This window comes from Streptomyces sp. NPDC048211 (genome assembly GCF_043202315.1).
GTDB lineage: Bacteria > Actinomycetota > Actinomycetes > Streptomycetales > Streptomycetaceae > Streptomyces.
In genome coordinates this window covers 217,041-243,719 of sequence record NZ_JBIDAD010000006.1, presented here as the reverse complement: position 1 = coordinate 243,719, position 26,679 = coordinate 217,041, and the positions used below count along the sequence as shown (strand labels likewise).

Annotated in this window: 24 protein-coding genes and 1 pseudogene; 12 read left to right on the top strand and 13 right to left on the bottom strand. The window is 71.3% G+C overall.

Annotated features, from left to right (window positions below):
* Positions 1-58 precede the first annotated feature (58 nt).
* Complete coding sequence (locus ACGFZA_RS23355) at positions 59-718, bottom strand: response regulator (RefSeq protein ID WP_385277859.1); 660 nt, start codon at positions 716-718, stop codon at positions 59-61.
* A 340-nt stretch (positions 719-1,058) separates the two neighbouring features.
* Between ACGFZA_RS23355 and pdhA the strand changes: the two genes are divergently transcribed.
* The 3 genes from pdhA to ACGFZA_RS23340 are packed head-to-tail and all read left to right on the top strand — an operon-like array spanning position 1,059 to position 4,652.
* Positions 1,059-2,222: a pyruvate dehydrogenase (acetyl-transferring) E1 component subunit alpha gene (pdhA, locus tag ACGFZA_RS23350; RefSeq protein WP_385277861.1), complete on the top strand. Its 1,164-nt coding sequence runs from the start codon at positions 1,059-1,061 to the stop codon at positions 2,220-2,222.
* 2 nt (positions 2,223-2,224) lie between these two features.
* Positions 2,225-3,205, top strand: a complete 981-nt coding sequence (locus ACGFZA_RS23345) for an alpha-ketoacid dehydrogenase subunit beta (RefSeq protein WP_385277863.1) — start codon at positions 2,225-2,227, stop codon at positions 3,203-3,205.
* A 10-nt stretch (positions 3,206-3,215) separates the two neighbouring features.
* Entirely contained in the window at positions 3,216-4,652 is a 1,437-nt protein-coding gene (locus ACGFZA_RS23340) for a dihydrolipoamide acetyltransferase family protein (RefSeq protein ID WP_393681631.1), read from the top strand.
* Positions 4,653-4,918: 266 nt separating this feature from the next.
* Here the strand turns inward: ACGFZA_RS23340 and ACGFZA_RS23335 are convergent, their stop codons facing one another.
* From ACGFZA_RS23335 to ACGFZA_RS23325, 3 genes are all read right to left on the bottom strand, one after another.
* Complete coding sequence (locus ACGFZA_RS23335; protein ID WP_393681629.1) at positions 4,919-5,932, bottom strand: NADPH:quinone oxidoreductase family protein; 1,014 nt, start codon at positions 5,930-5,932, stop codon at positions 4,919-4,921.
* Positions 5,933-5,978: 46 nt separating this feature from the next.
* A complete protein-coding gene (locus tag ACGFZA_RS23330) occupies positions 5,979-6,335 on the bottom strand; it encodes a MerR family transcriptional regulator (RefSeq protein ID WP_385277869.1) in 357 nt (118 codons plus the stop codon).
* A 72-nt stretch (positions 6,336-6,407) separates the two neighbouring features.
* Positions 6,408-7,172 (bottom strand): DUF4097 family beta strand repeat-containing protein, encoded by a 765-nt coding sequence (locus ACGFZA_RS23325; RefSeq protein ID WP_393681627.1) that lies wholly within the window; start codon positions 7,170-7,172, stop codon positions 6,408-6,410.
* 196 nt (positions 7,173-7,368) lie between these two features.
* On the opposite strand from ACGFZA_RS23325, the gene ACGFZA_RS23320 reads away from it, so the two are divergent.
* Complete coding sequence (locus ACGFZA_RS23320) at positions 7,369-7,926, top strand: hypothetical protein (RefSeq protein WP_393681625.1); 558 nt, start codon at positions 7,369-7,371, stop codon at positions 7,924-7,926.
* A 194-nt stretch (positions 7,927-8,120) separates the two neighbouring features.
* Here the strand turns inward: ACGFZA_RS23320 and ACGFZA_RS23315 are convergent, their stop codons facing one another.
* A complete protein-coding gene (locus ACGFZA_RS23315) occupies positions 8,121-9,164 on the bottom strand; it encodes an SGNH/GDSL hydrolase family protein (protein WP_393681623.1) in 1,044 nt (347 codons plus the stop codon).
* Between the two features lie 210 nt (positions 9,165-9,374).
* Between ACGFZA_RS23315 and ACGFZA_RS23310 the strand changes: the two are divergent.
* The 3 genes and pseudogenes from ACGFZA_RS23310 to ACGFZA_RS23300 all read left to right on the top strand — a co-directional run.
* Positions 9,375-9,753 (top strand): annotated as a pseudogene (locus ACGFZA_RS23310) (S41 family peptidase); the annotation flags it as partial.
* A 315-nt stretch (positions 9,754-10,068) separates the two neighbouring features.
* Positions 10,069-10,737 (top strand): DUF4232 domain-containing protein, encoded by a 669-nt coding sequence (locus tag ACGFZA_RS23305; protein ID WP_393681621.1) that lies wholly within the window; start codon positions 10,069-10,071, stop codon positions 10,735-10,737.
* Between the two features lie 206 nt (positions 10,738-10,943).
* Positions 10,944-12,155: a serine hydrolase domain-containing protein gene (locus tag ACGFZA_RS23300; RefSeq protein WP_393681619.1), complete on the top strand. Its 1,212-nt coding sequence runs from the start codon at positions 10,944-10,946 to the stop codon at positions 12,153-12,155.
* Here ACGFZA_RS23300 and ACGFZA_RS23295 read toward each other — a convergent pair.
* The gene (locus ACGFZA_RS23295; RefSeq protein ID WP_393681617.1) at positions 12,129-13,067 is read right to left on the bottom strand and encodes an EamA family transporter; all 939 of its coding nucleotides are present in this window, start codon (positions 13,065-13,067) and stop codon (positions 12,129-12,131) included. The two genes, ACGFZA_RS23300 and ACGFZA_RS23295, sit on opposite strands and share 27 nt — an antisense overlap.
* A complete protein-coding gene (locus ACGFZA_RS23290) occupies positions 13,064-13,897 on the bottom strand; it encodes an SDR family NAD(P)-dependent oxidoreductase (RefSeq protein WP_393681615.1) in 834 nt (277 codons plus the stop codon). Before ACGFZA_RS23290 ends, ACGFZA_RS23295 begins: the two co-directional genes overlap by 4 nt.
* 141 nt (positions 13,898-14,038) lie before the next feature.
* Here ACGFZA_RS23290 and ACGFZA_RS23285 point away from each other — a divergent pair, with 141 nt between their 5' ends.
* Positions 14,039-14,689, top strand: a complete 651-nt coding sequence (locus ACGFZA_RS23285) for a TetR/AcrR family transcriptional regulator (protein ID WP_393681613.1) — start codon at positions 14,039-14,041, stop codon at positions 14,687-14,689.
* Between the two features lie 203 nt (positions 14,690-14,892).
* Here the strand turns inward: ACGFZA_RS23285 and ACGFZA_RS23280 are convergent, their stop codons facing one another.
* Positions 14,893-15,792: a D-alanyl-D-alanine carboxypeptidase family protein gene (locus tag ACGFZA_RS23280; RefSeq protein WP_393681611.1), complete on the bottom strand. Its 900-nt coding sequence runs from the start codon at positions 15,790-15,792 to the stop codon at positions 14,893-14,895.
* 216 nt (positions 15,793-16,008) lie between these two features.
* Between ACGFZA_RS23280 and ACGFZA_RS23275 the strand changes: the two genes are divergently transcribed.
* Both ACGFZA_RS23275 and ACGFZA_RS23270 read left to right on the top strand, forming a co-directional pair.
* Positions 16,009-16,683, top strand: coding sequence for a GntR family transcriptional regulator (locus ACGFZA_RS23275; protein WP_385277887.1), 675 nt, complete (start codon positions 16,009-16,011; stop codon positions 16,681-16,683).
* Positions 16,680-17,990, top strand: a complete 1,311-nt coding sequence (locus ACGFZA_RS23270; protein WP_393681608.1) for a nitrate/nitrite transporter — start codon at positions 16,680-16,682, stop codon at positions 17,988-17,990. Before ACGFZA_RS23275 ends, ACGFZA_RS23270 begins: the two co-directional genes overlap by 4 nt.
* Positions 17,991-18,132: 142 nt before the next feature.
* Here ACGFZA_RS23270 and ACGFZA_RS23265 read toward each other — a convergent pair whose 3' ends face one another.
* Complete coding sequence (locus ACGFZA_RS23265) at positions 18,133-18,957, bottom strand: maleylpyruvate isomerase family mycothiol-dependent enzyme (RefSeq protein ID WP_385277891.1); 825 nt, start codon at positions 18,955-18,957, stop codon at positions 18,133-18,135.
* 335 nt (positions 18,958-19,292) lie between these two features.
* On the opposite strand from ACGFZA_RS23265, the gene ACGFZA_RS23260 reads away from it, so the two are divergent.
* Positions 19,293-20,093: a carbon-nitrogen family hydrolase gene (locus ACGFZA_RS23260; protein ID WP_393681606.1), complete on the top strand. Its 801-nt coding sequence runs from the start codon at positions 19,293-19,295 to the stop codon at positions 20,091-20,093.
* Positions 20,094-20,160: 67 nt separating this feature from the next.
* Here ACGFZA_RS23260 and ACGFZA_RS23255 read toward each other — a convergent pair whose 3' ends face one another.
* Positions 20,161-20,652 carry an LURP-one-related/scramblase family protein gene (locus tag ACGFZA_RS23255; protein WP_393681604.1) on the bottom strand — a complete coding sequence of 164 codons (492 nt, stop codon included), beginning with the start codon at positions 20,650-20,652 and terminating at the stop codon, positions 20,161-20,163.
* A 64-nt stretch (positions 20,653-20,716) separates the two neighbouring features.
* Between ACGFZA_RS23255 and ACGFZA_RS23250 the strand changes: the two genes are divergently transcribed.
* On the top strand, positions 20,717-22,528 hold the full coding sequence (locus ACGFZA_RS23250) for an NHL domain-containing thioredoxin family protein (protein WP_385277897.1): 1,812 nt from the start codon (positions 20,717-20,719) through the stop codon (positions 22,526-22,528).
* Between the two features lie 65 nt (positions 22,529-22,593).
* Here ACGFZA_RS23250 and ACGFZA_RS23245 read toward each other — a convergent pair whose 3' ends face one another.
* From ACGFZA_RS23245 to ACGFZA_RS23235, 3 genes are all read right to left on the bottom strand, one after another.
* Positions 22,594-25,482 (bottom strand): BTAD domain-containing putative transcriptional regulator, encoded by a 2,889-nt coding sequence (locus ACGFZA_RS23245; RefSeq protein WP_393681602.1) that lies wholly within the window; start codon positions 25,480-25,482, stop codon positions 22,594-22,596.
* Between the two features lie 123 nt (positions 25,483-25,605).
* Positions 25,606-25,824, bottom strand: coding sequence for a DUF6458 family protein (locus ACGFZA_RS23240; RefSeq protein WP_385277901.1), 219 nt, complete (start codon positions 25,822-25,824; stop codon positions 25,606-25,608).
* Positions 25,825-25,967: 143 nt separating this feature from the next.
* Positions 25,968-26,558: a cysteine hydrolase family protein gene (locus tag ACGFZA_RS23235; RefSeq protein ID WP_385277903.1), complete on the bottom strand. Its 591-nt coding sequence runs from the start codon at positions 26,556-26,558 to the stop codon at positions 25,968-25,970.
* Positions 26,559-26,679: the final 121 nt, after the last annotated feature.

Below are 26,679 nucleotides of genomic sequence, written 5' to 3'. Positions count from 1 at the left end.
CGGGGCCCCGGGTGGGCCGGGACCAAAGTCCTGAACCCGGGTCCCGCGGACCTCCCGCTCAGCGCCTCTCGGCCTGGAGCCGCGCCACATAGGCGGCGGCCTGCGAGCGCCGTTCCATGCCCAGCTTGGACAGCAGGCTGGAGACGTAGTTCTTGATCGTCTTCTCGGCGAGGTGGAGCCGCTCCCCGATCACCCGGTTCGTCAGCCCCTCGCCGATCAGGTCAAGGATCTTGCGCTCCTGATCGGTGAGACCCGCGAGTTTGTCGTCGTCGCGGCCCCTCTTTCCGTCGCGCAGCCGTTCCAGCACCCGCGCGGTGGCCACCGGGTCGAGCAGCGATTTCCCGGCCGCCACGTCCCGTACCGCATTCAGCAGTTCATTGCCGCGGATCGCCTTGAGCACATATCCGGCGGCGCCCGCCATGATCGCGTCGAAAAGTGCCTCGTCGTCGGCGTACGAGGTCAGCATCAGGCAGTGGATGGACTCGTCCTGGGAACGGATCTCGCGGCAGACCTCCACTCCGCTGCCGTCCGGCAGCCGTACGTCGAGGACGGCGACATCGGGCCGCGTCGCGGGGATCCGCACCAGCGCGTCCGCTGCCGTACCGGCCTCTCCGACCACTTCGATGTCGTCCTCGACCGAGAGGAGCTCGTGGACTCCGCGCCGGACGACTTCGTGGTCATCCAGCAGAAAAACAGTGATTTTTCCTTCTTTGCGCACAAACGCAGTCTCACACACTCCCCTCTTCCCTGCCGCTGTCGGGCGGGATAACGTGCCGTTGTTCCGGCGGCCTGCAAGGCTGTTACCAGTGCTGTGACCAGCGAGAGTTCCCGAATTCTTCGATTTACTTGGATATCCAAGCAAAATCGCAGGTCAGATAGGGTTTCGCAGTTACGCGAGGCACTGGGTAACGTGCCTTTTACAGGGCGCTCGCCGGGGCACCTGTCACGCCTGTTTCCCGGACCGAGCGGCACCCACCCCGTGCACGGGTACGGACACAGGCGAGCCGCACTGGTTTCCCGGCAGACCCCGGGGGCCGGACCGACGGAGGAGCACGCACGTGACCGTGGAGAGCACTGCTGCCGCGCGTAAACCGCGACGCAGCAGCAAGCGGACCAGCGCCGCGAAGACGCCCGCGAAGACATCACAGAGTTCCGGACCCGAGCTCGTACAGCTGCTGACGCCCGAGGGCGAGCGCGTGGAGCACCCGGACTACTCGATCGACCTGACCGAGGACGAGCTGCGCGGTCTGTACCGGGACATGGTCCTGACCCGCCGTTTCGACGCCGAGGCCACCGCGCTGCAGCGCCAGGGCGAGCTGGGCCTGTGGGCCTCGCTGCTGGGCCAGGAGGCCGCGCAGATCGGCTCCGGCCGGGCGCTGCGCGACGACGACTACGTCTTCCCGACCTACCGCGAGCACGGCGTCGCCTGGTGCCGCGGGGTCGACCCGACCAATCTGCTCGGGATGTTCCGCGGTGTGAACCACGGAGGCTGGGACCCGAACACCAACAACTTCCACCTCTACACGATCGTCATCGGCTCGCAGACCCTGCACGCCACCGGCTACGCCATGGGCGTGGCCAAGGACGGCGCGGACTCGGCCGTGATCGCGTACTTCGGTGACGGCGCCTCCAGCCAGGGCGACGTCGCCGAGGCGTTCACCTTCTCCGCGGTCTACAACGCCCCCGTGGTGTTCTTCTGCCAGAACAACCAGTGGGCGATCTCCGAGCCCACCGAGAAGCAGACCCGGGTGCCCCTCTACCAGCGCGCCCAGGGCTTCGGCTTCCCCGGCGTCCGGGTCGACGGCAACGACGTCCTGGCCTGTCTGGCCGTCACCAAGGCGGCCCTGGAGCGGGCCCGCCAGGGCGAGGGGCCGACCCTCGTCGAGGCGTTCACCTACCGGATGGGCGCGCACACCACCTCCGACGACCCGACGAAGTACCGGGCCGACGAGGAGCGCGTCGCCTGGGAGGCCAAGGACCCGATCCTGCGCCTGCGCACCTACCTGGAGAACGAGGGCATCGCCGACGAGGCGTTCTTCACCGCTCTCGACGAGGAGAGCGAGACCCTCGGCAAGCGGGTCCGCGACGTCGTGCGGTCCATGCCGCAACCCGACCGGATGGCGATCTTCGAGCACGCCTACGCCGACGGGAGCGCGCTCGTCGACGAGGAGCGTGCCCAGTTCGCCGCCTACCAGGCATCGTTCGCCGAGGAGGGCAAGTAGCCATGGCCATGGAAAAGATGTCCATCGCGAAGGCGCTCAACGAGTCGCTGCGCAAGGCTCTCGACACCGACCCCAAGGTCCTCATCATGGGTGAGGACGTCGGCAAGCTGGGCGGGGTCTTCCGGATCACCGACGGACTCCAGAAGGACTTCGGCGAGGACCGGGTGATCGACACCCCGCTCGCCGAGTCCGGCATCGTCGGCACGGCGATCGGCCTGGCCCTGCGCGGCTACCGGCCCATCGTGGAGATCCAGTTCGACGGCTTCGTCTTCCCCGCGTACGACCAGATCGTCACGCAGCTCGCGAAGATGCACGCCCGTTCGCTCGGCAAGATCAAGCTGCCGGTCGTCGTGCGGATTCCGTACGGCGGCGGCATCGGCGCCGTCGAGCACCACAGCGAGTCGCCCGAGGCACTGTTCGCGCACGTCGCGGGACTGAAGGTGGTCTCGCCCTCCAACGCGTCCGACGCCTACTGGATGATGCAGCAGGCCGTCCAGAGCGACGACCCGATCATCTTCTTCGAGCCGAAGCGCCGCTACTGGGACAAGAGCGAGCTCGACACCGAGTCCATCCCGGGGCAGCTGCACCGGGCTGCCGTCGCCCGTACCGGCACGGACCTCACACTCGCGGCCTACGGCCCGATGGTGAAGGTCTGCCTGGAGGCCGCCGCGGCAGCCGAGGAGGAGGGCAAGTCGATCGAGGTCGTGGACCTGCGCTCGATGTCCCCGATCGACTTCGACGCCATCCAGGCCTCGGTCGAGAAGACCCGCAGGCTGGTCGTGGTCCACGAGGCACCGGTGTTCTACGGCTCCGGCGCGGAGATCGCCGCTCGCATCACGGAGCGGTGCTTCTACCACCTGGAGGCACCCGTGCTGAGGGTCGGCGGCTACCACGTCCCGTATCCGCCGGCCCGGCTCGAGGACGAGTACCTGCCGGGTCTCGACCGCGTGCTCGACGCCGTCGACCGCTCGCTGGCGTACTGAGGACTGGGGCGTGACAACGATGACCGACACTTCCAACGCTGCTCGCTTCCGTGAGTTCAAGATGCCCGACGTGGGCGAGGGACTGACCGAGGCCGAGATCCTCAAGTGGTTCGTCCAGCCGGGTGACACCGTCACCGACGGCCAGGTCGTCTGCGAGGTCGAGACGGCCAAGGCGGCCGTGGAGCTGCCCATCCCGTTCGACGGGGTGGTGCACGAGCTGCGCTTCCCCGAGGGCACGACCGTCGACGTCGGCGAGGTGATCATCGCGGTGGACGTGGCGCCGGGTTCCGGCGACGAGGCACCCGCTGCGGCGGCAGCCGAGCCCGTGCCCGCCGCGGAGCCGGAGGCCGAACCCGAGCCCGAGCCCGAGGCACCGAAGGGCCGCCAGCCCGTGCTGGTGGGCTACGGCGTCGCCGAGTCCTCCACCAAGCGGCGCGCCCGCAAGGGGACGGAGGCCGCCCCCGCGGCTGTGTCCCCGGCGGCTGCCGCGATCCAGGGCGAGATGAACGGCCACGGTCCCGCCGCGGTCGCCGAGGCCCGGCCGCTCGCCAAGCCGCCGGTGCGCAAGCTCGCCAAGGACCTGGGCATCGACCTGGCGACGGTCACCCCGACCGGTGAGGGCGGCGTCGTCACCCGCGAGGACGTGCACGCGGCCGCGCAGCCGGCGCCCGCCCCGGCACCGGCCCGGACCGAGGCCCCGGCTCCGGCCCCCGCTGCGGCTCCGGTCGCGGCGGCCCCGGCGGGTGCGCGCGAGACGCGTATCCCCGTCAAGGGCGTACGGAAGGCCATCGCGCAGGCCATGGTCGGCAGCGCCTTCACGGCGCCGCACGTCACGGAGTTCGTGACCGTCGACGTGACCCGCACGATGAAGCTCGTGGCGGAGCTCAAGGAAGACAAGGACATGGCCGGGGTGCGGGTCAACCCGCTCCTGATCATCGCCAAGGCCCTCCTCGTCGCGATCAAGCGGAACCCCGAGGTCAACGCCGCCTGGGACGAGGTGAACCAGGAGATCGTGCTGAAGCACTACGTCAACCTGGGCATCGCCGCCGCGACCCCGCGCGGACTGATCGTGCCGAACGTCAAGGACGCGCACGACCAGACGCTGCCGCAGCTGGCCGCGTCCCTGGGCGAGCTGGTCTCCACGGCCCGCGAGGGCAAGACGTCCCCCGCCGCGATGGCGGGCGGCACGGTGACCATCACCAACGTCGGCGTCTTCGGCGTCGACACGGGCACGCCGATCCTGAACCCGGGCGAGTCCGCGATCCTCGCGGTCGGCGCGATCAAGCTCCAGCCCTGGGTCCACAAGGGCAAGGTGAAGGCCCGTCAGGTGACCACGCTTGCCCTGTCGTTCGACCACCGCCTGATCGACGGCGAGCTGGGCTCCAGGTTCCTGGCGGACGTCGCCGCGATCCTGGAACAGCCGAAGCGGCTGATCACCTGGGCGTAGTCGCCCCGGCGGTACGTGTGTGAGGTGGGCCCGCGGGATGTGCGCGCGGGCCCACCGGCATGTCCGGGGCCGTGCGGTTGCCCGGGCGCGGCCCCGTACCACCGCCGTCCGCGACTCCACGTGGCCCGACGGCTGCGTACTTCACGTCGCCCCGCCGCGTGTGATGCCTTCGAGGAGGCTCTGGGGCGGCGGATGACCGGTCCGCTGCCGGCAGCCGATACCCCTTGGGGAGCGGCAGACACGGGAGATGCCGAGCACTGGCGTTCCTAACGCCAGGGATCGAGGGCGAGTTTGCCCTGGGTCCGGCCGGCTTCGAGTTGCTCCAGGAGCCGGGCTCCCTCGGCCAGGGGGTGAACCTGCGGGGTGCCGGGCGGGTACACGCCGTGGGCGATGAGCGCCTCGACCTCGACGAGCAACGACCGGTACAGGGACGGGGCCGCGGCCGCCAGTGCACCGATGTGCAGCCCCTTGACCTGGACCTGATGGGTAAAGATCAGATCGTGCGTGCTCAGGGTGGTGTCGCCTGATGCCGCGCCGAACACCACGATGCGTCCGGTGAAGGGTCTGGTCACCGACAGGCTGGTCCTGAACGTGGCCTGTCCCACTGATTCCAGGACCAGATCGACCCCGCCGGTCAGGCGGGTGATCTCCTGCGCCAGGTCGGGGCTCCGGCTGTCCAGGACTTCATCGGCGCCGAGCGCCCTGACGGTGTCGTGCTTCTCGGGTGACGCGGTGGCGATCACGCGCGCCCCGTAGTGGCGGGCGAGGCGGACGGCGGCCTGCCCCACGCCTCCGGCCGCGGCATGGACGAGGACCACCTCGCCCGCCTCGACCTCGCCCAGGGGCTTCAGTGCTGCCAAGGCGGTGGCCCAGTTCAGCACCATGCCGAGCGCCTCGGCATCGCTCCAGCCGGAGGGCACGGGCAGTACCCCTGCGGCCGGCATCGTCATGTACTGCGCGAAGGCACCCGGGCCGGCTCCGACCACGTGGGTGCCCGGGGGAAGGGGGCTGTCGACGTCCGGGCCGGCCGCCACGATCTCGCCGGCGGCCTCGAAGCCCGCCACATAGGGCGCCTGCGGGCCTCCTCCGTAGGTGCCGTGCGTCTGCATCACGTCAGCGAAGTTGACCCCGGCGGCACCGACCCGGATCAGGTACTCACCCGGTCCCGGAGAAGGGCGCTGCTGATCGGTCACGAGGGCCAGGTCCTTCGGTCCCAGGTGTGACCGCTGGACAAGGGCCCGTACCGTCTGCCCGGCGATGTCCTGCTCGTTGGTCTCCATGCACCGAACGTAGAAGGCTGACACTTGTGTCAAGGTCAAGTGGCGGTCAGAGATCAGTGCCGCGGGTCTCGTGGAGGTAGGTGTCGAGCGCTGTCAGCTGACCGTTGAGTACGGCGATGCGGGCAGCCAGCCGGTCGCGATGATTCTGGACCTCGTGCAGGAACCCCGCGTCGGCGCCGGCAGGTGATCCGTCGGTGAGGCCGGGCAGGACATCCTTGATCAACCTCACGGGCAGCCCGGACTCCAGCAGCGAGCGGATCACGAGGACCCGGTCGATGGTGGACTGGCAGTAGTCGCGGAACCCGTTGCTGAAACGGCCGGAGACGATCAAGCCCTTGTCCTCGTAGTGCCGTAACGATCTCGCGCTCACACCGCTCACTCTGGAAGCTTGACTGATTCTCATACCTGCAGCCAACGTCCGGGAGCACCGTTGTCTTCCAGCCTGCATCCGCAGCCCTGCATCAGACGAGAGGCCCTAACCCCGGCGGGCCTCGGTGTCGCCGTTGACGGTCCGCAGGGTCAGCCGGTGCGTGTGGTCCGAGACCTTGGCCACCGGGACGTTCAGAGTCGAACGACCGTTGACGGTGCGCGCATCGGTCGCGTACGCGGGCGCGTCGGACGGCAGGGTCACGCGCACGGACCCGTTGCGGGTCACGCCGTCGAGCGTGCCGGGCGAGGTGGCGCACTGCAGATCGACGTCGCCGTTGACCGTCCCGGCGTCGACGCCGAACCCCTTGAGGCCGGTCGCGCGGACGGACCCGTTCCGGGTCATGAGGTGCTGGCGGGCGCTCTTCGCGCCCGAGTCCTGCACGGTGACGTCGCCGTTGACGGTGCTCAGGCTCAGCGCACCCCGCACCTCGCTCACATCGATTCCGGCGTTGCGCGCCCGTACGGTGAGCGTGAGGCCGCTCGGCACGCGTACGAGAGGCATGCCCCCGCAGTTCTCCCTGGCCCGGTCATCACCCTCGTCGCAGGGCAGATCGAGGGTGTACGTACTCCCGCTCCCGTCACCGCGGGCGAGGACGGACTCGTCCACCGTCACGTGGTCGTCGTCCGTCCCGACGACCCGCACGCCGCCCTGGGTGGTGATGACGAGACGGCTGCCGCCGGTGAGGGAGGCTGTCCGGAATCCCTCCCCGTGTGCGCCGTGCGGCGTCCCGGGCAGTGACCGGTCCGCACCGCCGTGACCGCAGGCCGTCAGGGCCAGCAGCGGAAGCAGCGTGCATCCCGCAAGGATCACGCGTCCGGCGTGCAGGGGGCCCGGCCGGGCACCGCGGCGGCTCGCTGTGTTCCATGAAGACGTCATGGAACGCGTGTGCCCCGGGAGCGGGAGTTCACCGGGGAGCCATCCGGCCGTCGCCGCTGCCGGGCCCGCGGGCGCCTACAGTGGCGGGAGGCTCCGTCGGCGGGGCTTTCAAGGGCGCGGGGGGCTCTCCATGGACATGAACGAGGCTGCCAGGAGCGACTGGTGGGAGAGTCTTCCCGCCGGGATCCGCGACGAGATCGACGGGTACGTCCTCAAGGGCTCCCTGCTGATGGCGGTGAAGATCATCACCGACATCGGCCGCGTTCCCCATGGCATAGGGGTCGGTACCGCTCAGCTGATCGCCAACGATCGCTGTCGCCACTACGGCGACCGGGTGGCCCGGGAACCGGAGAGTCCTCTCGACCTGGAATCGCTGGTCTGCCGGGCGGCGGGATGTGCGGGCCGCATCGTGGCGATCGAGGCGATCTGGGACGGGGACACCGTCCACGACTGGTTCGTGCGCCTGCTGGCCATCACCGCAGACCCGGCGGAAGAGGTTCCGATGGCCACCGTCTACTGGTCGGCAGCTCAGCGGTACGTCAGCGAACAGGGAGATCCCGATCCGCGCCATCCCGTAGCCGTGGCCGCCGAGCGGGCCGGTCGTGCCTTTGCCGAGCACCTCTCGGTTCCGTTCCACTTCGCCGCCCCGGACACGCCGGACGACGAGGCCCCACGATGGCGACCCTGAGCGACGACGAGGGGCTGCGACACCACTGACGGCCGAGCCGCCCCTGGCTGCCAGGCAGCCCGGGACGAGAGCTTTCACGCGGGCCGTAGCGAGATCGGTGGGGCAAGTCTCCTGGAGTCGGCCGTGTTGCGAAGCCCCAGGCCGATGGCGGGTCCTGGGGCTTCGTGCATGCAGGGAGCGCGGTTGTGTGCCGGTCAGCGGTTGAGGACTTCTTCGATCTTGGAGGCCACCTGCTTGGCCTGGATGTCGCGGCCCTTCGCGTTGGGGTGCGCGTACCAGGGGATCTTGGTGCCGAGGAGTTCGAGCTGGGATTCCTCCAGCAGGCCGCCGATGCCGCGGTCGGCGCCGTCGCACGCCGTGTTGGCACCGGTGCTGGCGTAGAGGTCGACGAAGTCGGCGCCGCCTTCGGCGTCGGCGGCGGCCTTCTTCATGGTGTCGTTCAGCCGCTTCTGGATCTGGTCCAGGACCGGCAGGGCATCCTGAGGGATGTCGGCGAACGGCAGCCGCGTCTGGCCGGGAGCCGTGGTCTGGCACTTGGTGGTGTCCTCGGGCACGAGCCTGGGGTAGCCGACCAGGACACGCTTCGCGTCGGGGGCGAAGTAGCCGATGCGGTCGAGCAGCTCCTCCAGCTCCCAACCGACCCGCTCGAACTGGCCGTCCAGCCACTGCTTTCCGCCCCCGGCCTCGAAGAACTCACCGCACGTGGCGGCCGGCTCGTCCCCGTCCACCGGGTCTCCCGGCAGCAGAGAGGGCTGCCGGAGCTCGTCGGAGCACTGCTTCAGGATGCGGTTGAAGCCCAGCGTGTTGCCGCCCAGGCTTCCCACCGTCAGCTGGGTGTCCTGCTTGAGCGCGTCCTGCTGCGCCGGGAGCGTCCCGGCGCCGAAGGGCAGCTCCTGCTTCTCCCAGAAGTGATGGAGGAGGGCGCCTCCGCAGGAGACGTCCGCCTGGACGTCGAGCGTGATGTCCTTGTCGGCCAGGCTCCGGGTGGCGACGGCGGGGTAGTTCTCCTTCGCCTGGAAGCACCAGCCCCTCTCGCTGTCCTGGTTGTTCACGGGCGCGATGCCGAAGTTGGCGGTGTAGGAGTCACCGAAGAAGACGGTCGGCACCGGGTCGGCCGGCGCCGCGGCGGCACCTCCCGCCGGCACGGCGAGCGCGAGGCAGCTGCCGAGCGCGATCGTGGCGGCGGCCAGCCGCCGCGCCCTGGGAGTGGTCGTCGTCTTACGCATGGCAGAAGACATGGCTGTGCCCTTTCGGCGAGGCCCACGAGAAGAGGGGGTGAGAGAAGAACGTAACGCTAGGTATTCATTCATGAACGGACGGTAATGGTCCAGCGGCAGTGAAGCGCAACCGGGCGATCTTGGTCAGCCCCGCCGCGCGGGTCGTCCCGCCTGCTCACCGCGGGTGTCGAAGAGGCGCGGCTGCCGAGATACACCGCCTACGGCGAGCGCACCCGCTCCACCCGGCCGCAGCCCGTCCGGGTGGAGCCCGCTCGCGGGGTCCCCCGCTACGGCGGTCCGGTCGCCGTGCTGACGGCCGCGACGACGTTCAGTGCGGGCGAGACGTTCACCCAGGCCCTCATCGACCGGCCCGGCGGGGCCGTCCGCATCGGGGAGAACACGCAGGGCGTCTTCTCCGACACCGTGGACCGCACGCTGCCGGGCGGCATGGCGGTCTGGCTCCCGAACGAGGAGTTCCTCACCCGCCGAGGACAGACCTTCGAACGGCGCGGGCATCCCGCCCCACATCCGTACACCGGTCTTCACCGAGGAGGAGTTCGCGGCGGACCGCGACCCGGCCTTCGACGCGGCCGTCGCGGTGCTCCGGGAGCAGAAGCCGTCGCGGGACGCCACGCGCCCGTCCGGTGTGTCGGGTTACGGGTCTGTCCCACCGGGCGGCAGCCGCGCATGAGCGCGGAACCCTGCCGGGAAGGGCCCTCCCGGCAGGCCTGGCGGCGGGTTCCGGTCCGCCGCACCCCGAGCGGAGGGGCGTTTCGGCAGTCGGTGCGTGTAACAGGCATGTCTTAGGCGGTGGTTCGGAGGAACGGTGCGGCGGGCCCTCCGGTCATGTTGAGCAGAAGCGCTCGCTCGTGCCCGACCCGTACGGAGCGGCCGGTCCTGTTCCACCGATGCTGAGGAAGAAATGATGCGCGCTCACAGGCTCACCTTCGCCGCCCTGGTCGTTGCCGCCGGTCTCTCGCTCACCGCCTGCCAGAACGACGACGATGCTGCGGGGGCGACTGACCCGTCGTCCGCGTCCTCGGCCTCCGCCGCGTCCTCCTCGGGCGGCGGTTCGGGCTCGGGCGGTACGGATCAGGACAGCGGGAAGGGCTCCGACGGCAAGGGCACGGCGGCCCCGGCCGACTCCGGCTCGGGCTCCGGAGACAGCGGCGCGACCCCCAAGTGCACCACCGACGGACTGAAGATCACCGCGCAGGACGGCTTCATCGAGGGCGACCCCGAGGGCAGCGTCGTGGTGGGGCTGACGAACGGCAGCGGTGCCGACTGCGTGATCTCCGGGTTCGCGGGAGTCGACCTGAAGACCAACGCGGGGACCATCTCCGCCACGCGCAAGGGCGAGCCCGGCGACCCGTACACCCTCAAGAACGGCAAGGAGATCGACTTCTACGTCAGCTACCCGCTCAACGAGTCGGGTGGCTCCGGGGTCCGCATCACGGGCCTGGTGGTGACCCCGCCGAACGAGACGAAGTCGGTCACCCTCGACTGGCCGGGCAACAGCTCGCTGCCCGCCTCGGACGGCTCCGGCCCCCAGGTGCTGGTGGGACCGATCGGCAGCGCCGGTCAGGGCGGCTGATCCGGCCGGTTCGGGCACGGGCGGGAGGCAGGCCCCGGGTCGCTTCCCCGGAGGGACAGCCCCCGGGGCGGCCTTGATGCCAGCGCCTCCCCACGACGGGGGCGGGCAGGATGGGCCGGCCGCCTCCTTCCTGGTGGGATGGGCGCGTCCCTCGGATGATCCGGGCGCTGAAGGGCGGCGGGCCGAGGGCGGAAACGGGGCCCCTCATGCAGGTGTTACCAAGGCGACGGCTGCTCGTCCTGACCGGCCTGGCCGCGCTCCTCCTCGCCCCATCGGGCGGCCCGGCAGGTGCCGCGTCCGCGCCGCACGCCGATCCGCTCCAGCGGCGGGTGGACGCGATCCATGACACCGGGGTGGTCGGTGCGTCCGCCGAGGTGACGTCACCGGGTACGCGGGCCGTCGCGCGGGCCGGGGTGGCAGAGAAAGGCACCAGGAAGCCGATGCCTCCGGGCGGAAGGTTCCGGATCGGCAGCGCCACGAAGACGTTCACCGCCACGGTCGTGCTGCAACTGGTCGGCGAGGGGCGCATGTCCCTGGAGGACACCGTCGAGCGGTGGCTGCCGGGAGTGGTGGGGGGCGACGGCGGCCCCGACGGCAGTTCCGTCACTGTGCGGCAACTGTTGCAGCACACCAGTGGAATCCCCGAAGTACTGCCGGAGATCGCCGCGTTGGGCAGCGCCGACGGGTATCGGGCCGAGCGGTTCCGTACGTACACACCCCGGGAGCTGGTGGGGCTTGCGATGCGGCGATCGGGCGCCGTGCCGACCGAGGCCGCGTGGTCGTACTCCAACACCAACTACATCCTCGCCGCGATGATCATCCGAGAGGTGACCGGCCGGAGCTGGGACCGGGAGGTGAAGGACCGGATCATTCGTCCGCTGGGACTGAGCGGTACCAGCACGCCCGGGACGTCGCCCTTCATTCCGGGCCCCCATGCCCGGTCCTACGCCACGTTCGGCACCGGAACCGGCACCGGAACCGACGTCACGGCGCTCAACACGAGCATGGCCGTCGGATCCGGCGCGGTGATCAGCACGACGCACGATCTGAGCCGGTTCTACACCGCACTGCTCGGCGGGCGGCTGCTGGAACCGTCGGAGCTGGCCGAGATGACGGCCACGGTGTCCGCACCCGGGATGGGCGTCAGGTACGGACTCGGGCTGGGTGAGATCCCGTTGTCCTGCGGCGGAACGTACTTCGGTCACCCGGGCGAACTGCTCGGCTATCGCACCTGGGCCGGCATCACCCGGGACGGGGCCAGGACGGCCGTGGTGTACGCCACGAGTGACGGCGGCCCGGACACGCAGCAGGCCATGAGGACGCTCGTGGACCAGGAACTGTGCGGGGATGCCGCCCCCGGCAGGCGCTCTGCGGCGTCCGCGGACCGGGCGTCAGGCGTTCTGCGGCGTCCGCGGTGATCCGCCGTCCGCCGGTTCGCCGGGAGCGCCCCGGGGGCGGCGAGGTCCTCGGCGGTCGCGGTCGGGCTGCCGGAGACCGAGGACGACGCCCGCGGTGACGAGCAGCGCACCGATGACGTCGGCGGGGCCCGCCCGGCCGAGGCCGAGGGCGACGGTGGTGAGCAGAGCGCCCACGGGTACGAGGCCGGCGAAGAGGCCCGCACGGTCGGCGCCGAGGCGGCGCAGCGCGTCGTACCAGAGGAAGAACGCGGCCGCGGTGACGATCGCGCCGAGGTAGGTGAAGGCCGCGGCCTCACCGGGTGCGGGCAGCCGCAGGGCGCCGGGACCTTCCAGGGCGAGGCTCGCGGCCAGCAGCAGGGGCACGGACAGCGCGGCGGGATAGGCGGCGACCCGCAGGGGACCGATCCTGGGCAGCAGCGGGATGGCGAGCAGGGAGAAGGCCACCTCGCAGACGAGTGCGCCCAGGGACAGCAGGAGGCCCGCGGGGCTGCCCGAACCGAGTCCGGCGGCGACGGCTGCGCCGAGGGCGACCACGAGCGCGGCGCCGACGGTGTGCGGGGCCGGGCGGCGGCGCTCCGTCAAGGGCCCGACGAGGGCGAGGACGAGGGGGACGGCTCCGACCACCGTGCCGATCATCGCGGGACCGGCGTGCCGGGTGGCTGCGACGAGGAAGAGATTGAAGCCGGCCAGGCCGGTGGCGGACAGCGCGGCCAGGAGCGCGAGGTCACGTGCTGTCAGGCGGACGCGGGGCAGGCGCTGGTGGCGTACGACGAGGAGCAGAATCGCCGCGGCGAGCGCGTAGCGCAGGGCCTGTCCCGCTAAGACCGGGTAGTCGGCGATGGTGGCGGACACGGCCGTCGAGGTGCCGACGAGCAGCATGGCCGATGCGGCGCCGACGGAGGCGGATCTCATGCTGCGTGCTCCCGCCGCGTCGGGGCGGCGGCCGGGGGTGCGGCCGACGGGGCGGTGAGGACCCTGCGGGTGACGCGTTCGGCGAGGGCGGCGACCACGGTGCGGGGGCGCCGGGGTGTCAGGTGGGCGCCGAGGGCGTTGCCGAAGCCGGGGGCGACATAGCCGCGGTCGCGGTCCAGGGCGCGCAGGGCGGCGCGTACGACGGGCTCCGGGGTGGTCATGGAACCGGTGACGGCGGCCTTGCGGGTGCCGATGGTCTCGAAGAAGGCCGTCTCGACCGGTCCGGGGCACAGGGTGAGCACGCGGATGCCGCGTCGGCGGTACTCCTGGCGCAGGGCGAGGCCGAAGTTGAGCACGAAGGCCTTGGAAGCGCTGTAGACGGCGAAGTACGGGGACGGCTGGAAGGCGGCGTTGGAGGCGACGTTGACGACCGCGCCGCCGCCGCGCTCCAGCATGCCGGGCAGTAGAAGGTGGGTGAGATCGACCAGGGCGACGACGTTGACCATGAGCTGGTCGTGGTCGCGGGTCCAGGCGATGTCCTCGAACCGGCCGCAGGTGCCGAAGCCGGCGTTGTTGACCAGCAGGTCGACGCCGAGACCGCGGTCCGTCAGCTCGTCGGCGATGTGGCGGGCCGCGTCCGGCTCGGCGAGGTCCTGGACCAGCACGTGGGCGCGGACCCCGTGCTGGACGATCAGGCGCTCGGCGAGCGCGACGAGCCGTTCGCCGGACCGCGCCACCAGGATCACGTCGTGCCCCCGGGCGGCCAGCTGCTCGGCGAACTCCGCGCCGAGGCCGGACGACGCTCCGGTGATGAGGGCGGTGCTGTGCATGAGTTCCTCCTTTGATCGGTGGCAAGTAGGACGTGACAGTACTAGTAACTGGATGAAAGGCAACATCAATGATGCAATTAAGGCTGAGATCGCATCCTGGATGTACTGTGTTGCAGGACAAGTGGTCGAGTAGGAGGCGTAATGGGCGACGTGGCGGCACGACCGCTGAGGGCGGACGCGGAGCGCAGCGTGCGTGCGGTCCTGGAAGCGGCCGAGCGGGTGCTCGCCGAGGACCCCGGCGCGTCCATGGAGCAGATCGCCGCGGCGGCGGGAGTGGCCAGGACGACGATCCACCGCCGGTTCGCCAATCGGCAGTCGCTGATCGAGGCGCTGGCGTTGTCCGCGGCCCGCCAGCTCGCCCAGGCGGTGGACGACGGCCGTCCGGACACCGCGCCGCCGCTGGTGGCGATGCACCGGATCACGGCCAACGTGCTTCAGGTCAAGGGCGCCTGGGCGTTCGCCCTGGGGTTGCCGGCGGATCCGGACAGCGAGGCCGCCGTCCTCCAGCAGGACATCGACCGCCGCTGCGTCGCCGTGCTGCGGCGGGCCCAGGCGGAAAACGTCATCGACGCGGCGGCCGACCTGGAGTGGGTGCGCCGGGTCTACTACGCGCTCATCGGGGAGTCCCTGCGCGGCGGCGCGGAAGGCCCCGGCCCGGACGGATCCGACGGGGGCGGTCCGGACGGGGGCGGTCCGGACGCGGGCGGTCCGGGCGGGGGCGGTTCCGACCCGGACGCGCTCGCTGCGCGGATCATCGACACCTTGCTGCACGGCGCGGGCCCGCGCGCCTGAACCGGGAGCGGCCGGGAGGCTTCACCGGCAGGGCCGGTGCCTCGACGGGCCGGGCCTCGACGGGTCGGGCCGGGGGCTGCACGGGACGGGCCTCGGGTGGCTGAGCGGCGGTGCCGGGCGCTTGCGCGGTCGCCCCGTCCGGGAACGCGAAAGTGCCCGGCGCATGCGAGGCCGCACGCGCCGGGCACCGTCGTGCCGCAGGGCTACTTCTTGAAGCCGTAGTCCATGAGCTTCTTCGCGTCCGCCGTGCGGGTCGCCTCCGAGGTGGAGGTCAGGACCGTACCGATGACGGTCTTCCCGTTGCGGGTCGCAGCGAAGACCAGGCAGTACTTGGCCACCGCGCCGGAGCCCGTCTTCACGCCGATCGCGCCGCTGTAGGTGCCCAGCAGCTTGTTCGTGTTGGTCCACGACATGTAGCGGTAGCCACCGCTCTTGGTCGTGACCTTCTGCTTCGTCGACTTCGTCTTCACGACCGTACGGAACGTGGAGTACTTCATCGCGCTGCTTGCGATCTTCGTCAGGTCCTTGGGGGTCGAGTAGTTGGACCCGTTCCCTATGCCGTCGAAGGAGTCGAAGTGCGTGTTCTTCAGGCCGAGGGTCTTGGCCGTGCTGTTCATCTTGCCGATGAACGACTTCACCCGGGCCGCGCGCGTGGTGCCCGAGCCGAACTTGTCGGCCAGGGCGTACGCGGCGTCGCAGCCGGACGGCAGCATCAGGCCGTACAGCAGCTGGCGGACCGTGACCTTGTCGCCCACGATGAGGCGGGCCGAGGACGCGCCCTTGGAGACGATGTAGTCGCTGTAAGCCTTCTGGATCGTGACCTTGGAGTCCAGGTTGAGGCCCTTCGTGGCCAGCACCACCCGGGCGGTCATGATCTTCGTCGTGGAGCCGGTGGAGCGACGGGTGTCCGCGGCCTTGCTGAACAGGGACTTCCCGGTGCTGTTGTTCATCACGTAGCCGCCCTTGGCGACGAGCGTGGGAGCCGGCGGCGTGGCGGCCTGTGCCGTGGAGGCGAACGTGCCGCCCGCGATGACGGCACCGGCGGTGAGGGCCACCGTGGCGGTGGCGGATACGCGCCTTATGCGCTGAATGCCGAGTTTCAAGTTGAATGCTCCAAATGCCCCTGGAATGCGGCCACATAAGGGTGCCGCGCGCTGATGAGACCGATGGGGCCGACAAATGGTTGTGGCGTGCGAGGGGTGATTTCTCATGACTTCCGGGGGCTTGGATTCCGGATCGCCCCCATGGCGTGGGCGTCCGCGCCGTCCGCATCGTGGAAGGATTCCTCGTTGCGTGCATGTTGTATCTATGCTGTGCGCATGCCTGCCCCAGCCTCGTCGCCCGTCCGCCCGCCCGTGAAGCAGCCACCCGCCGCCGAACGCGTCTACACCCACATCAAGGACGCGGTCCTGGACCGCCGCTACGAGGGCGGGACCCTTCTGACCGAGGGTGATCTCGCCGAAGCCGTGGGGGTCTCCCGCACGCCGGTGCGCGAGGCGCTGCTGCGGCTGGAGGTCGAGGGTCTGATCAAGCTCTACCCGAAGAAGGGCGCCCTGGTGCTCGCCGTCTCCGCCCAGGAGATCGCGGACGTGGTGGAGACCCGGCTGCTCGTCGAGGAGTTCGCGGTGCGCAAGGCGGTGCCCGCGTCGGCGAAGCTGATCGCCCGCCTGGAGGAACTCCTGGAGGAGCAGCGGTCGTTGTCCGAGGCCGGTGACCTGGCGGCCGTCTCCGTGAAGGACCGCTGCTTCCACGCCGAGATCGTCCGCCACGCGGGCAACGAGATCCTGTCCCGCCTCTACGACCAGCTGCGCGACCGGCAACTGCGGATGGGCGTCGCCGTCATGGAGGCCCACCCGGGCAGGATCGCCGCCAACATCGCCGAGCACGGCGAGCTGCTGGAGGCGATCAGGGCCGGTGACGCGGACGGTGCCGCGCAGGTCGTGCGCCGCCACGTCAGCCGGGTCAAGGTGCTGGTCCGGGGTGAGGACCGGTGAGTTCCGCCGCCGCCCCCACCCTGTCCCTGCCCGGTGACCCGCCCGGCGGCCGGCGTGCCGCCTGGGTCTGGGGCATCGGCGTCGCCGTCTACTTCGTCGCGATCATCTTCCGCACCAGCCTGGGCGTCGCCGGACTCGACGCGGCCGACCGCTTCGACGTCAACGCCTCGGCACTCTCCACCTTCTCCATCCTCCAGCTGCTCGTCTACGCCGGCATGCAGATACCCGTCGGCCTGATGGTCGACCGGCTCGGGACCAAGAAGGTCCTCGCCCTCGGGGCCGTCCTGTTCACCCTCGGGCAGCTCGGCTTCGCGCTCTCCCCCTCGTACGGCACCGCCCTGGCCTCCCGCGCCCTGCTGGGCTGCGGCGACGCGATGACGTTCATCAGCGTGCTGCGGCTGGGAGCGCGTTGGTTCCCGGCCCGGCGCGGCCCGCTGATCGGGCAGGTGGCCGCCCTCTTCGGGATGGCGGGCAACCTCGTTTCCACGCTGGTCATCGCCCGCTCCCTGCACGGCCTCGGCTGGACCACCACGTTCGTCGGCAGTTCACTGGCCGGGGTCCTGGTGCTGGTGCTGCTCCTGCTCTTCCTGAAGGACCACCCCGAGGGGTTCGAGCCGCCGCCCGCGGAGCACGCCGGAGCGACGTACGTGCGCAGGCAGATCGCCGCCGCCTGGCGGGAGCCCGGCACCCGGCTCGGTATGTGGGTGCACTTCACGACGCAGTTCCCGGCCATGGTGTTCCTGCTGCTGTGGGGCATGCCGTTCCTGGTGGAGGACCAGGGACTCGGCCGGGGCACCGCGGGGGAGCTCCTCACCCTGGTGGTGCTCTCCAACATGGCCGTCGGCCTCGTCTACGGGCAGGTCATCGCCCGCCACCACGCGGCCCGGATCCCGCTCGCGCTGGGTACGGTCGCGATGACGGCCCTGCTGTGGGCGTCGGCCATCCTCCACCCCGGTGCCCACGCACCCATGTGGCTGCTCGTGACCCTGTGCCTGGTGCTCGGCGCGTGCGGCCCCGCCTCGATGATCGGCTTCGACTTCGCCCGCCCGGCCAACCCGCCGGAGCGCCAGGGCACGGCGTCGGGCATCGTCAACATGGGCGGCTTCGTCGCCTCCATGACCACGCTGTTCGCCGTCGGTGTGCTGCTGGACGCGACCGGCGACAACTACCGCATCGCGTTCTCCTCGGTCTTCCTCCTGGAGGCGCTCGGCGTCGTACAGATCCTGCGGCTGCGGCTGAAGGCGGCGCACCGGGAGCGGGAGCACCATGTGATCAGCCGCGTGGAGGCCGTGCACGTGCCCGCGTGACCGCCTGCGCGTGGCAGGGGTGACCGCGTGCACCGGTAAACGCCTGCGCGTGCCCGCCCGGCCCCGGATACGGCGGGGCGCCCGACCCCGGATACGGCGGTGCGCCCGTCCCCCTGCGGGGCGGGCGCACCGGGTGCCGTGACTACGGGGTGACCGCGAAGTTCTGCAGGATGGCGGTGGCCAGGTCCTGATCGCCCTCGGACTTGATCCGGTCCGCCACCGCACTCGCCCTCACCCGCCCGCAGGCGAGGCGCACGTACGTCTCCCAGTCCATCGCCAGCGTCACCGCGGGGCCCAGTGACGGCGCACCGTCCACCGAACCGCGGCCCTCCGCGTCGACCCTGACCGTGCGCAGGAACTCCACCGGCCCGTGCACATCCAGCACGACCGCCGAATTGGGCGGTGCGCCGGCGTCCTTGGCCACGACCTTCGGCAGCGCCATGAGCAGCGTGTCCCGGACGATCGCGGCGCCGGGGGAATCCAGGTTGCCGGGCTTGCCCAGCGTCGTCCGCAGGTCCTGCTCGTGCACCCATACGTCGAAGGCGCGCATCCGCAGCGCGACTTCGAGGGTCTGCTCGGTGCCGAGCGGCGCGCGCGTCATGGTCTCCGGGTCACGCGTCTCGTTGCGCAGCTGACGGGACCGGCGGATGATCGTGTACTCCAGCTCGGAGGTCATCTCCGGAGCGGTGTGGTGGCGCCGTACGTCGACCTGCATCTCCATGTAGCGGGCGAAGTCGCTCTGCACATGGAAGAGATCGCGCGGAAGTGTGTGGATCGGGCGCGGGTCGCCGAGCTGCTCGCACTCCATGCCGATGATGTGCGAAATGATGTCGCGCACCGACCAGTTGGGGCATGGCGTACGGCCGTTCCACTCCCCCTCGGTGAGCGGGCTCACCAGCTCGGCTATCGACTCGATGGAGTGGGTCCAGGCGTCGGCGTAGGTCTGGAGGCTGGGATGGACGGTCACGGGACCCCTCGTGCGGTTCTGCGGTGCATGGGCTGGAGAACTGGGCTCGGACGGCGGGCTGCCGGGCGGTGAGGTTCGGTCGTTTGGACCGGCCGGGAATCGGGGGGCGGCGTCGCGGTGCTGGGTGCGCACATCTGCGGCGTCGTCGTCAATCACCATGGCTCCGCCATGCCTCAACCCTCCGCCTTGCAGCTGCACGCACCCAGCGCCGCTCCTTCCCCCACCCCCCGATTCCCGGTCGGTCCAAGCTACGCTGCGAGCAGGCACCCCGGCAGTGCTTTCGTGTGACGATCGTAGGCCCGTGTTGACGGCTCGAATGCCAGGACGGTGGTAGTGTGCGCGCCTCCCTCATCCAGATCGCAGTAGACCCGGACGAATCCGTCAATTCCCGCAGGGAACGCGCGGCTTCACTCGTCGCGGCCCAGCAGGGCGCGGATCTGGTGGTCCTGCCCGAGCTCTGGCCGGTCGGAGCCTTCGCCTACACGGTGTTCGAGGACGAGTCGGAACCGCTGCACGGCCCCACGCACGAGGTGATGGCCAAGGCCGCCGCCGACGCCGGCGTCTGGCTGCACGCGGGCTCCTTCGTCGAGCGGGCCGACGACGGCACGCTCTACAACACCACGCTCGTCTTCACGCCCGAGGGTGAGCGGGCCGCCGCGTACCGCAAGATCCATCGCTTCGGTTTCGACAAGGGCGAGGCGGTCATGATGGGCGCGGGCGACGAGCTGGTGACGCTCGCCCTGCCGCAGACCACGCTCGGCCTCGCCACCTGCTACGACCTGCGCTTCCCCGAGATGTTCCGGGGGCTGGTGGACGCCGGAGCCGAGACCCTCGTCGTCGCGGCCGGCTGGCCCGAGCGCCGCCGCGCGCACTGGACGCTGCTCGCGCAGGCCCGTGCCGTCGAGAACCAGTCCTACGTCCTGGCCGTCGGCTGCGCCGGCACCCATGCCGGGGTTCCGCAGGCGGGGCACAGCATCGCCGTCGACCCGTGGGGCGAGGTGCTCGCCGAGGCGGGTGCGGACGAAGAGGTGCTGACCGTCGAGTTCGACCCGGCCAGGGTCGCCACCACGCGGGAGCAGTTCCCCGCGCTCAAGGACCGCCGTCTGGGGCTCGCGCCGCCGACGGGCCGGGTCTGACGGAGAACAGGTCCTGGTCAGAGGGGCATCGGTGCCTGTTTCACGTGAAACAGGCACCACCCGGGGTTCACCCCACGTGCTCCTTCTCCGCGAGGACGATCACGCACACCGCCACCGCGATCAGCAGCCCCGCGTCGGCGTCCTCGCGCACGATGTCGATCCCGTAGGTGTCCCGGACGGACAGCCAGCGGCGAGAGATCTGGGCCAGCAGCTCCCCGTCGTAGTCCACCGCGAACTCGCGGTCGAGGATCTTGCCGCTGACGTCGAGCTCGGTCCCGTCCGTCAGCGTCACCCGGTAGTGGTTGCGCAGCAGCGAAAGCCGCTTCCGTTTGACCTTCGCGAGCTGCTCGCCGTCGCGCTCGATGAGCATCGTGTCGCGCAGGCTGAGCAGCTTCTGCCTGATCTCGACGACGATCCGGCCCTGCGCGTCCTTCAGCTCGAAGGTGTCGCGCAGCCGCATGGCCTTGCCGTCGACGAGGAAGACCTTGCGGCCGTCCGCGTCCTCGATCCAGTAGTCGTCGCCGATGGCGAACAGTCGCTCACGTACGAGAAGTCTCATGGCTCACAGGTTCCCCGAGCCCTCCATGGAATGCGTGGACGCCACGGTGATGTTGACTGTTCACATGGCAACACGAGCGCGCGTCAGGGCCCCCGAACTGATCGGCAAGGGCGGCTGGCTCAATACAGGCGACCGGCAGTACACCCTCGCTGATCTGCGAGGACGCATTGTGATCTTGGACTTTTGGACGTTCTGCTGTGTGAACTGTCTGCATGTCCTCGATGAGCTGCGCGAGCTGGAGGAGAAGCACCGCGACACCGTGGTGATCATCGGCGTCCACTCGCCGAAGTTCGTCCACGAGGCGGAGCACCAGGCCGTCGTCGACGCCGTCGAGCGGTACGAGGTCCACCACCCGGTGCTCGACGACCCCGAGCTCGCCACCTGGAAGCAGTACGCGGTACGCGCCTGGCCGACGCTCGTCGTCGTGGACCCCGAGGGCTATGTCGTCGCCCAGCACGCCGGTGAGGGCCATGCCCACGCCATCGAGAGGCTGGTGGAGGAGCTGGAGGCCGAGCACGGGGCGAAGGGCACCCTGCGACGCGGCGACGGCCCCTATGTGGCACCCGAGCCGGTGGCCACGCATCTGCGGTTCCCCGGCAAGGCGCTGCTGCTCGCCGACGGCGGCTTCCTGGTCTCCGACACCACCCGCCACCGGCTGGTCGAGCTGGACGCGGACGGCGAGACCGTCCGCCGGTACTTCGGTACGGGCGAGCGCGGGCTCGTGGACGGCGCGCCCGACGACGTCAGGTTCAGTGAGCCGCAGGGGCTGGCTCTGCTGCCCGACGGGCGGATCGCCGTCGCCGACACGGTCAACCACGCGATCCGTGCGCTCGACCTCACGACCGGCACGACGACCACCCTCGCCGGCACCGGCCGCCAGTGGTGGCAGGGTGCGCCCACCCATGGTGCGGCGCGCGAGGTCGACCTCTCCTCGCCGTGGGACGTCGCCTGGTTCGATGGCCGGCTGTGGATCGCCATGGCGGGCGTGCACCAGCTGTGGACGTACGACCCGGAGGCCGGCACCGTACGGGTCGCGGCCGGCACGACGAACGAAGGGCTGGTCGACGGTCCGGGTGCGGAGGCCTGGTTCGCCCAGCCGTCCGGGCTCGCGGCGACCGAGGACCGGCTGTGGGTCGCCGACTCGGAGACGTCCGCCCTGCGCTACGTCGACCGGGAGGGCGCCGTGCACACGGCCGTCGGCACCGGGCTCTTCGACTTCGGCCACCGTGACGGAGCCGCGGCGCAGGCCCTGCTCCAGCACCCGCTGGGCGTCACCGCGCTGCCGGACGGGTCCGTCGCCGTCTGCGACACGTACAACCACGCCCTGCGCCGCTACGACCCGGCGAGCGACGAGGTCACCACGCTGGCCACGGATCTGCGCGAGCCCAGCGACGCCGTGCTGGTCGACGGGGACCTCGTGGTCGTCGAGTCCGCCCGGCACCGGCTGACCCGGCTGCGGCTGCCCGAGGAAGCGGTACGCGTCGCGGACCAGGCACACCGGACCCAGCGCGCGGCGACCGGGATCGCCCCGGGCACCCTCCGGCTCGACGTGGTCTTCCAGGCGCCGGCCGGCCAGAAGCTGGACACCCGCTACGGGCCCTCGACCCGGCTGCTGGTCTCCTCGACCCCGCCGGAGCTGCTGGCCGGCGGCGAAGGGGCGGGCACCGATCTCTTCCGCGATCTGGTTCTCGCCGACGGTGTCACCGAGGGCGTCCTGCACGTCTCGGCGATGGCCGCGTCCTGCGACGACGACCCGGCGAACGAGTACCCGGCCTGCCACGTGCACCAGCAGGACTGGGGCGTCCCCGTCAGCGTGACCGCCGAGGGGACGTCGCGGCTGGCGCTGGTGCTGGCCGGCATGGACGAACAGGGCTGAGGAGCCGATGAGGGGAAGCCGGGCGGAGGAGCGGGGGGCGTCACGGCCTGCCCCGCCCGCCCGGCTCACCCGTCGTCGGCGAGGCGCCTGACCGCTTCCTCGTACCGCCGCACGTACTCCGGGGCCGCGGCCACCCGCAGCAGCGCTTCCAGGGCCCGCACCGCACCCACGTCGTAGCCCGCCCGCTCGGCCTCCGTGGCCGCCAGGTCGAGCAGCAGGATCCCCTCGTCCTCCGCGCCCAGGGCGACCTGCGCCTCGCCGCTCACGGTCGTCAGCAGCACCCGGCGGGCCGCTTCCTCGTGCTCGGGACCCAGCTCGAAGGCGGCGCGGGCGGAGTCCAGGGCGTCCTGCGGGCGTCCCGCGGTGAGCTGCATGCGGGCGAGGTGCTGGAGCGCGAGCATCTCGGTGTGCGCGTCGGGTTCCTTCCTGGCCAGCTCCAGGGCTCGGCCGCAGCCCTCCATCGCCACGTCGAGACCGCCCTGTTCGGCCTGGACGATCGCGAGGTTGATCATGGCCGTCGCCTCTCCGAGCCGGTCCCCGGCCTGCCGGGCGAGTCCGGGCGAAGGCTCCAGCAGGGCCACGGCCTCGGCGGTCCTGCCCTCCTCCGACAGCACCCAGCCCAGCAGATTGCGCACCCGGGACTGGGCGTACGGATCGCTGCGCGCGACCGCCGCGGCCAGGGCCAGTTCCAGCATCGGGACCCAGCCGTCCCGCGAGCGCCACACCACGTGCGGCCACTGGAGCAGGATGATCCGCCAGGCCCGGTCCTCCAGACCTGCGGCACGGGCCGCGGCGGCGGCCAGGGCGAGGTCCTCGCGCTCGGCCGCGAGCCAGTCCATCGCCGCCTCCCGGTCCGTGAAGTCCCGTACGGCGGCCGGCCGGTGGAAGTCCTCCGGCAGCACGAAGCAGGGCTCACCGCCGGGTTCGGCCGTGTCCGCGGCGGCGAGCGCGGTGGCGATGTAGTGGTCGAGCACACCGGTCAGCGCGCCGGCTCCGGCCTCGGGGACGAGCCCGCGGGCATAGAGCCGCACCAGGTCGTGGAGTATCCAGCGCCCGGGTCCGGCCTCGGTGACCAGATGGGCGGCGGCGAGCCGCTCCAGCGCGGCAGCCGCGACGACCGGGTCGCTCCCGGCGAGGGCCGCGGCCGTGTACGGGTCGAAGTGGCTGCCCGGGTGGTGGCCGAGCCGGGTGAAGTGGTGGACGGCGTCCGGCGGCAGCTGCTGCACGGTCAGCCGCAGCGCGGCGGAGACCCCGGTGTCCTCCACGGCCAGATACGTCAGCCGGCTGCGCTCGTCGGCCAGCTCGTCGGCCATGCCCGCGAGCGTCCACTGCGGGCGGCCCGCCAGCCGGGCCGCGGTGACCCGCAGGGCGAGCGGCAGGCCGCCGCAGAGCTCGGCGAGGCGGCGCGCAGCCACCGGTTCGGCGGCGACCCGCTCCTCGCCCAGCACCCCGGCCAGGAGCGCGGTGCCGTCCGGCGGTTCCAGGACGTCCAGCGGCACCGGGACGGCGGCGTCCGAGGCGATGAGGCCCTCCAGCCGGTGCCTGCTGGTGATCAGCGTGACGCAGTCGCTGCCGCCCGGCAGCAGCTGGCCGACCTGGGCGGAGTCGCGGACGTTGTCGAGGACGACGAGCAGGCTGAGCCGGTCGGTCAGCGAGCGGAACAGGGCCGCCGCACCGGTGACGGACTCCGGGATCCGGCGGGGTGCGACGCCGAGCGCGAGCAGGAACTCGCGCAGGACTTCGAGGGGGGCCGGCTCACCTGTGTCGCTGAACCCGCGCAGGTCGGCGTAGAGCCGCCCGTCCGGGAAGGCCGCGGGGGAGCGGCGCGCCCAGTGCAGCGCCAGCGCGGTCTTGCCCACCCCGGCCGGCCCGGTGACCAGACAGACGGGCGCCTCGCCTGCCGCGGCCCGCGAGATCGCGGTGAGTTCGGCGCTCCGTCCGTGGAAGCCGCGGGGAGCGCGGGGCAGCAGATCGGTGGGGTGCGGGTGAGGCGCGGTGGCGGAGCGCGGCGGGGCCGGGACGTGCGCGGAGCGGGGCGGCGCGGCGGCCGCTTCCGTGAGTACCGGGGCGGTTGCGGCACCGTCGTGGCTCCCGGGTGCGCGGTGGGCCGCGGGAGCCCGGTCCGGGTCAGCCCTTTCCCCGGCCCGGGGCCCACCCTCACGTCCGGCGCCCGCCTGCCCGGGTACACCCGGGGACGGGTCGGCCGCCGGGTCCGGGTCGCCACGCAGGATCTGCGCGTACGCGTCGGCCAGCTCGCGCCCCGGGTCGATGCCCAGCTCGTCGGCGAGCAGCCGTCGGGTGCGGTGGAACCAGTCCAGCGCCTCGGACTGACGCCCCGACCGGTACAGGGCCGTCATCAGGGCCGCGGCGAGGGATTCCCGCATGGGATGGGCGACGGCCTCGGCCCGCAGCACCGCGGCCGCCCGGTGGTGCTCCCCCAGCACGGCGTAGGCACACGCCAGTTGCTCGACCGTCGCCAGCCGGGACTCCTCCAGCGCCTGCGCGGCGGCCTGGAGCGGCGCGCTGGCGTACGTACCGGTGAGTGCGGGGCCCTGCCACAGCGACAGGGCCTCCTTCAGCATGAGCACGGCGTCGGCCGGGCTGCGCTGCTCCCGGGCCAGCATCAGCAGTTCCTCGAACCGCTGCGAATCCAGCAGTGTCTCCGGCGCCCGCAGTACGTACGCGTCCCCGAGCGTGGCCAGCTCGACCCCGTACGCCTCCGCGTCCGCACCCATCAGCAGGGCGCGCAGCCGCGAGACATGGCCCTGGATGACGGTGCGGGCGTGCAGTGGCGGGGCGTCGTCCCACAGGCAGTCGGTCAACCGCGCCATCGATACGGGAGTGTTGGCGCGCAACAGCAGCGCGGCGAGCAGACTGCGGCGCTTGGCGGGGCCGAGTGGCAGCGGCCCGGTCAGCGTGTCGACGCAGACTGTGCCGAGCAGCCGGAACTCCACGAGCGGCTTCCCTTCCGGGGGTGACGCGCCCGGTGCCGGGTCACGGACAAGCGCCCAGAATATCGGGAATGGCGCGGAGCCGGCGAAGGGGTGCGCCCGTCCGGCGAGGCGCACCCTGCCAGGTCACAGGCGGCGTTCGTCCTCGGACACGACCGTGGTGGTGGGCGGCACGACCATGCGGCGCCGGCGCATCACGCTCGCGTAGACGAAGACGCCGATGATGCCGACGATCATCATGATCCAGCCGACCATGTCGACGTTGACGGTGTCCATTTCCCAGTCGGTCGCGAAGGTGAGTATCGCCCCTGCACCGATGAGGATGATGCATCCTCCGAGTCCCATGAGTTCTGCCTCCTCGACGGCCGGAAGATCCGGGCCGTGTACGCACCGGGTACCCGGTCCGCCCGCGCCCATGCTCCCGGGCGTGGAGGGGCGGGCGCTGCCGTCGGGTGCCGGTGCCCGACGGCAGCCCTCCGCGCCGGATGTCAGGCGAGGGACGTCCGTGTCGGGACGACGACCCCGTACAGGTCGGCGATGGTGGCGAGGGCGCTGTGGTGCACCTGGCCGGCGTCCAGCTCGGTGCCGGTGACCGGCAGGGAACGGGTGGCGCAGGCATCGGCCACGACGGTGGGCCGGTTGCCGCGCAGGAACGCTCCCTGGGCGGTGAACGCGACGCACATGTGGGTCATGAACCCGGCGATGACGAGGTCGGTCCGGCCCGCCGCTTCGACGTGCTCGCCGAGGTCGGTGCCGTGGAACGCGTCCGGTGCCTGCTTGACGACGACGGTCTCGCCGTCGGCCGGTGCGACGTCCGGGTGGATCCGGCCGATCTCGGCCCGGATGTCGTACGGGGTGCCTTCACCGCCGTCGTTGATGACGTGGATGACCGGGGTGCCCGCCCGGCGGGCGTCGGCCAGGAGCCGGGCGGCGGCGGCGAGCGCGGGCTGCCAGCCGTCCAGTTCCATCACACCGGTCGTGTAGGTGTTCTGGTAGTCGATGAGGACGAGGGTCGAGTCGGCGAGCTTCGCGGGGGTGTCGTCGAGGCCGTTGAGCCGGCGCAGTGTCGTTCGAGGCATGGCTGTGGCACCTGGGTTTCGGGTCGGGGAGGCCGGGCCCACCGGTTCGGCGGGCCGCACCCACGACGCTAGGACCCACGGGGTGTGTCGGCAATGTCGTCTAACATGCAGAAACCGACAC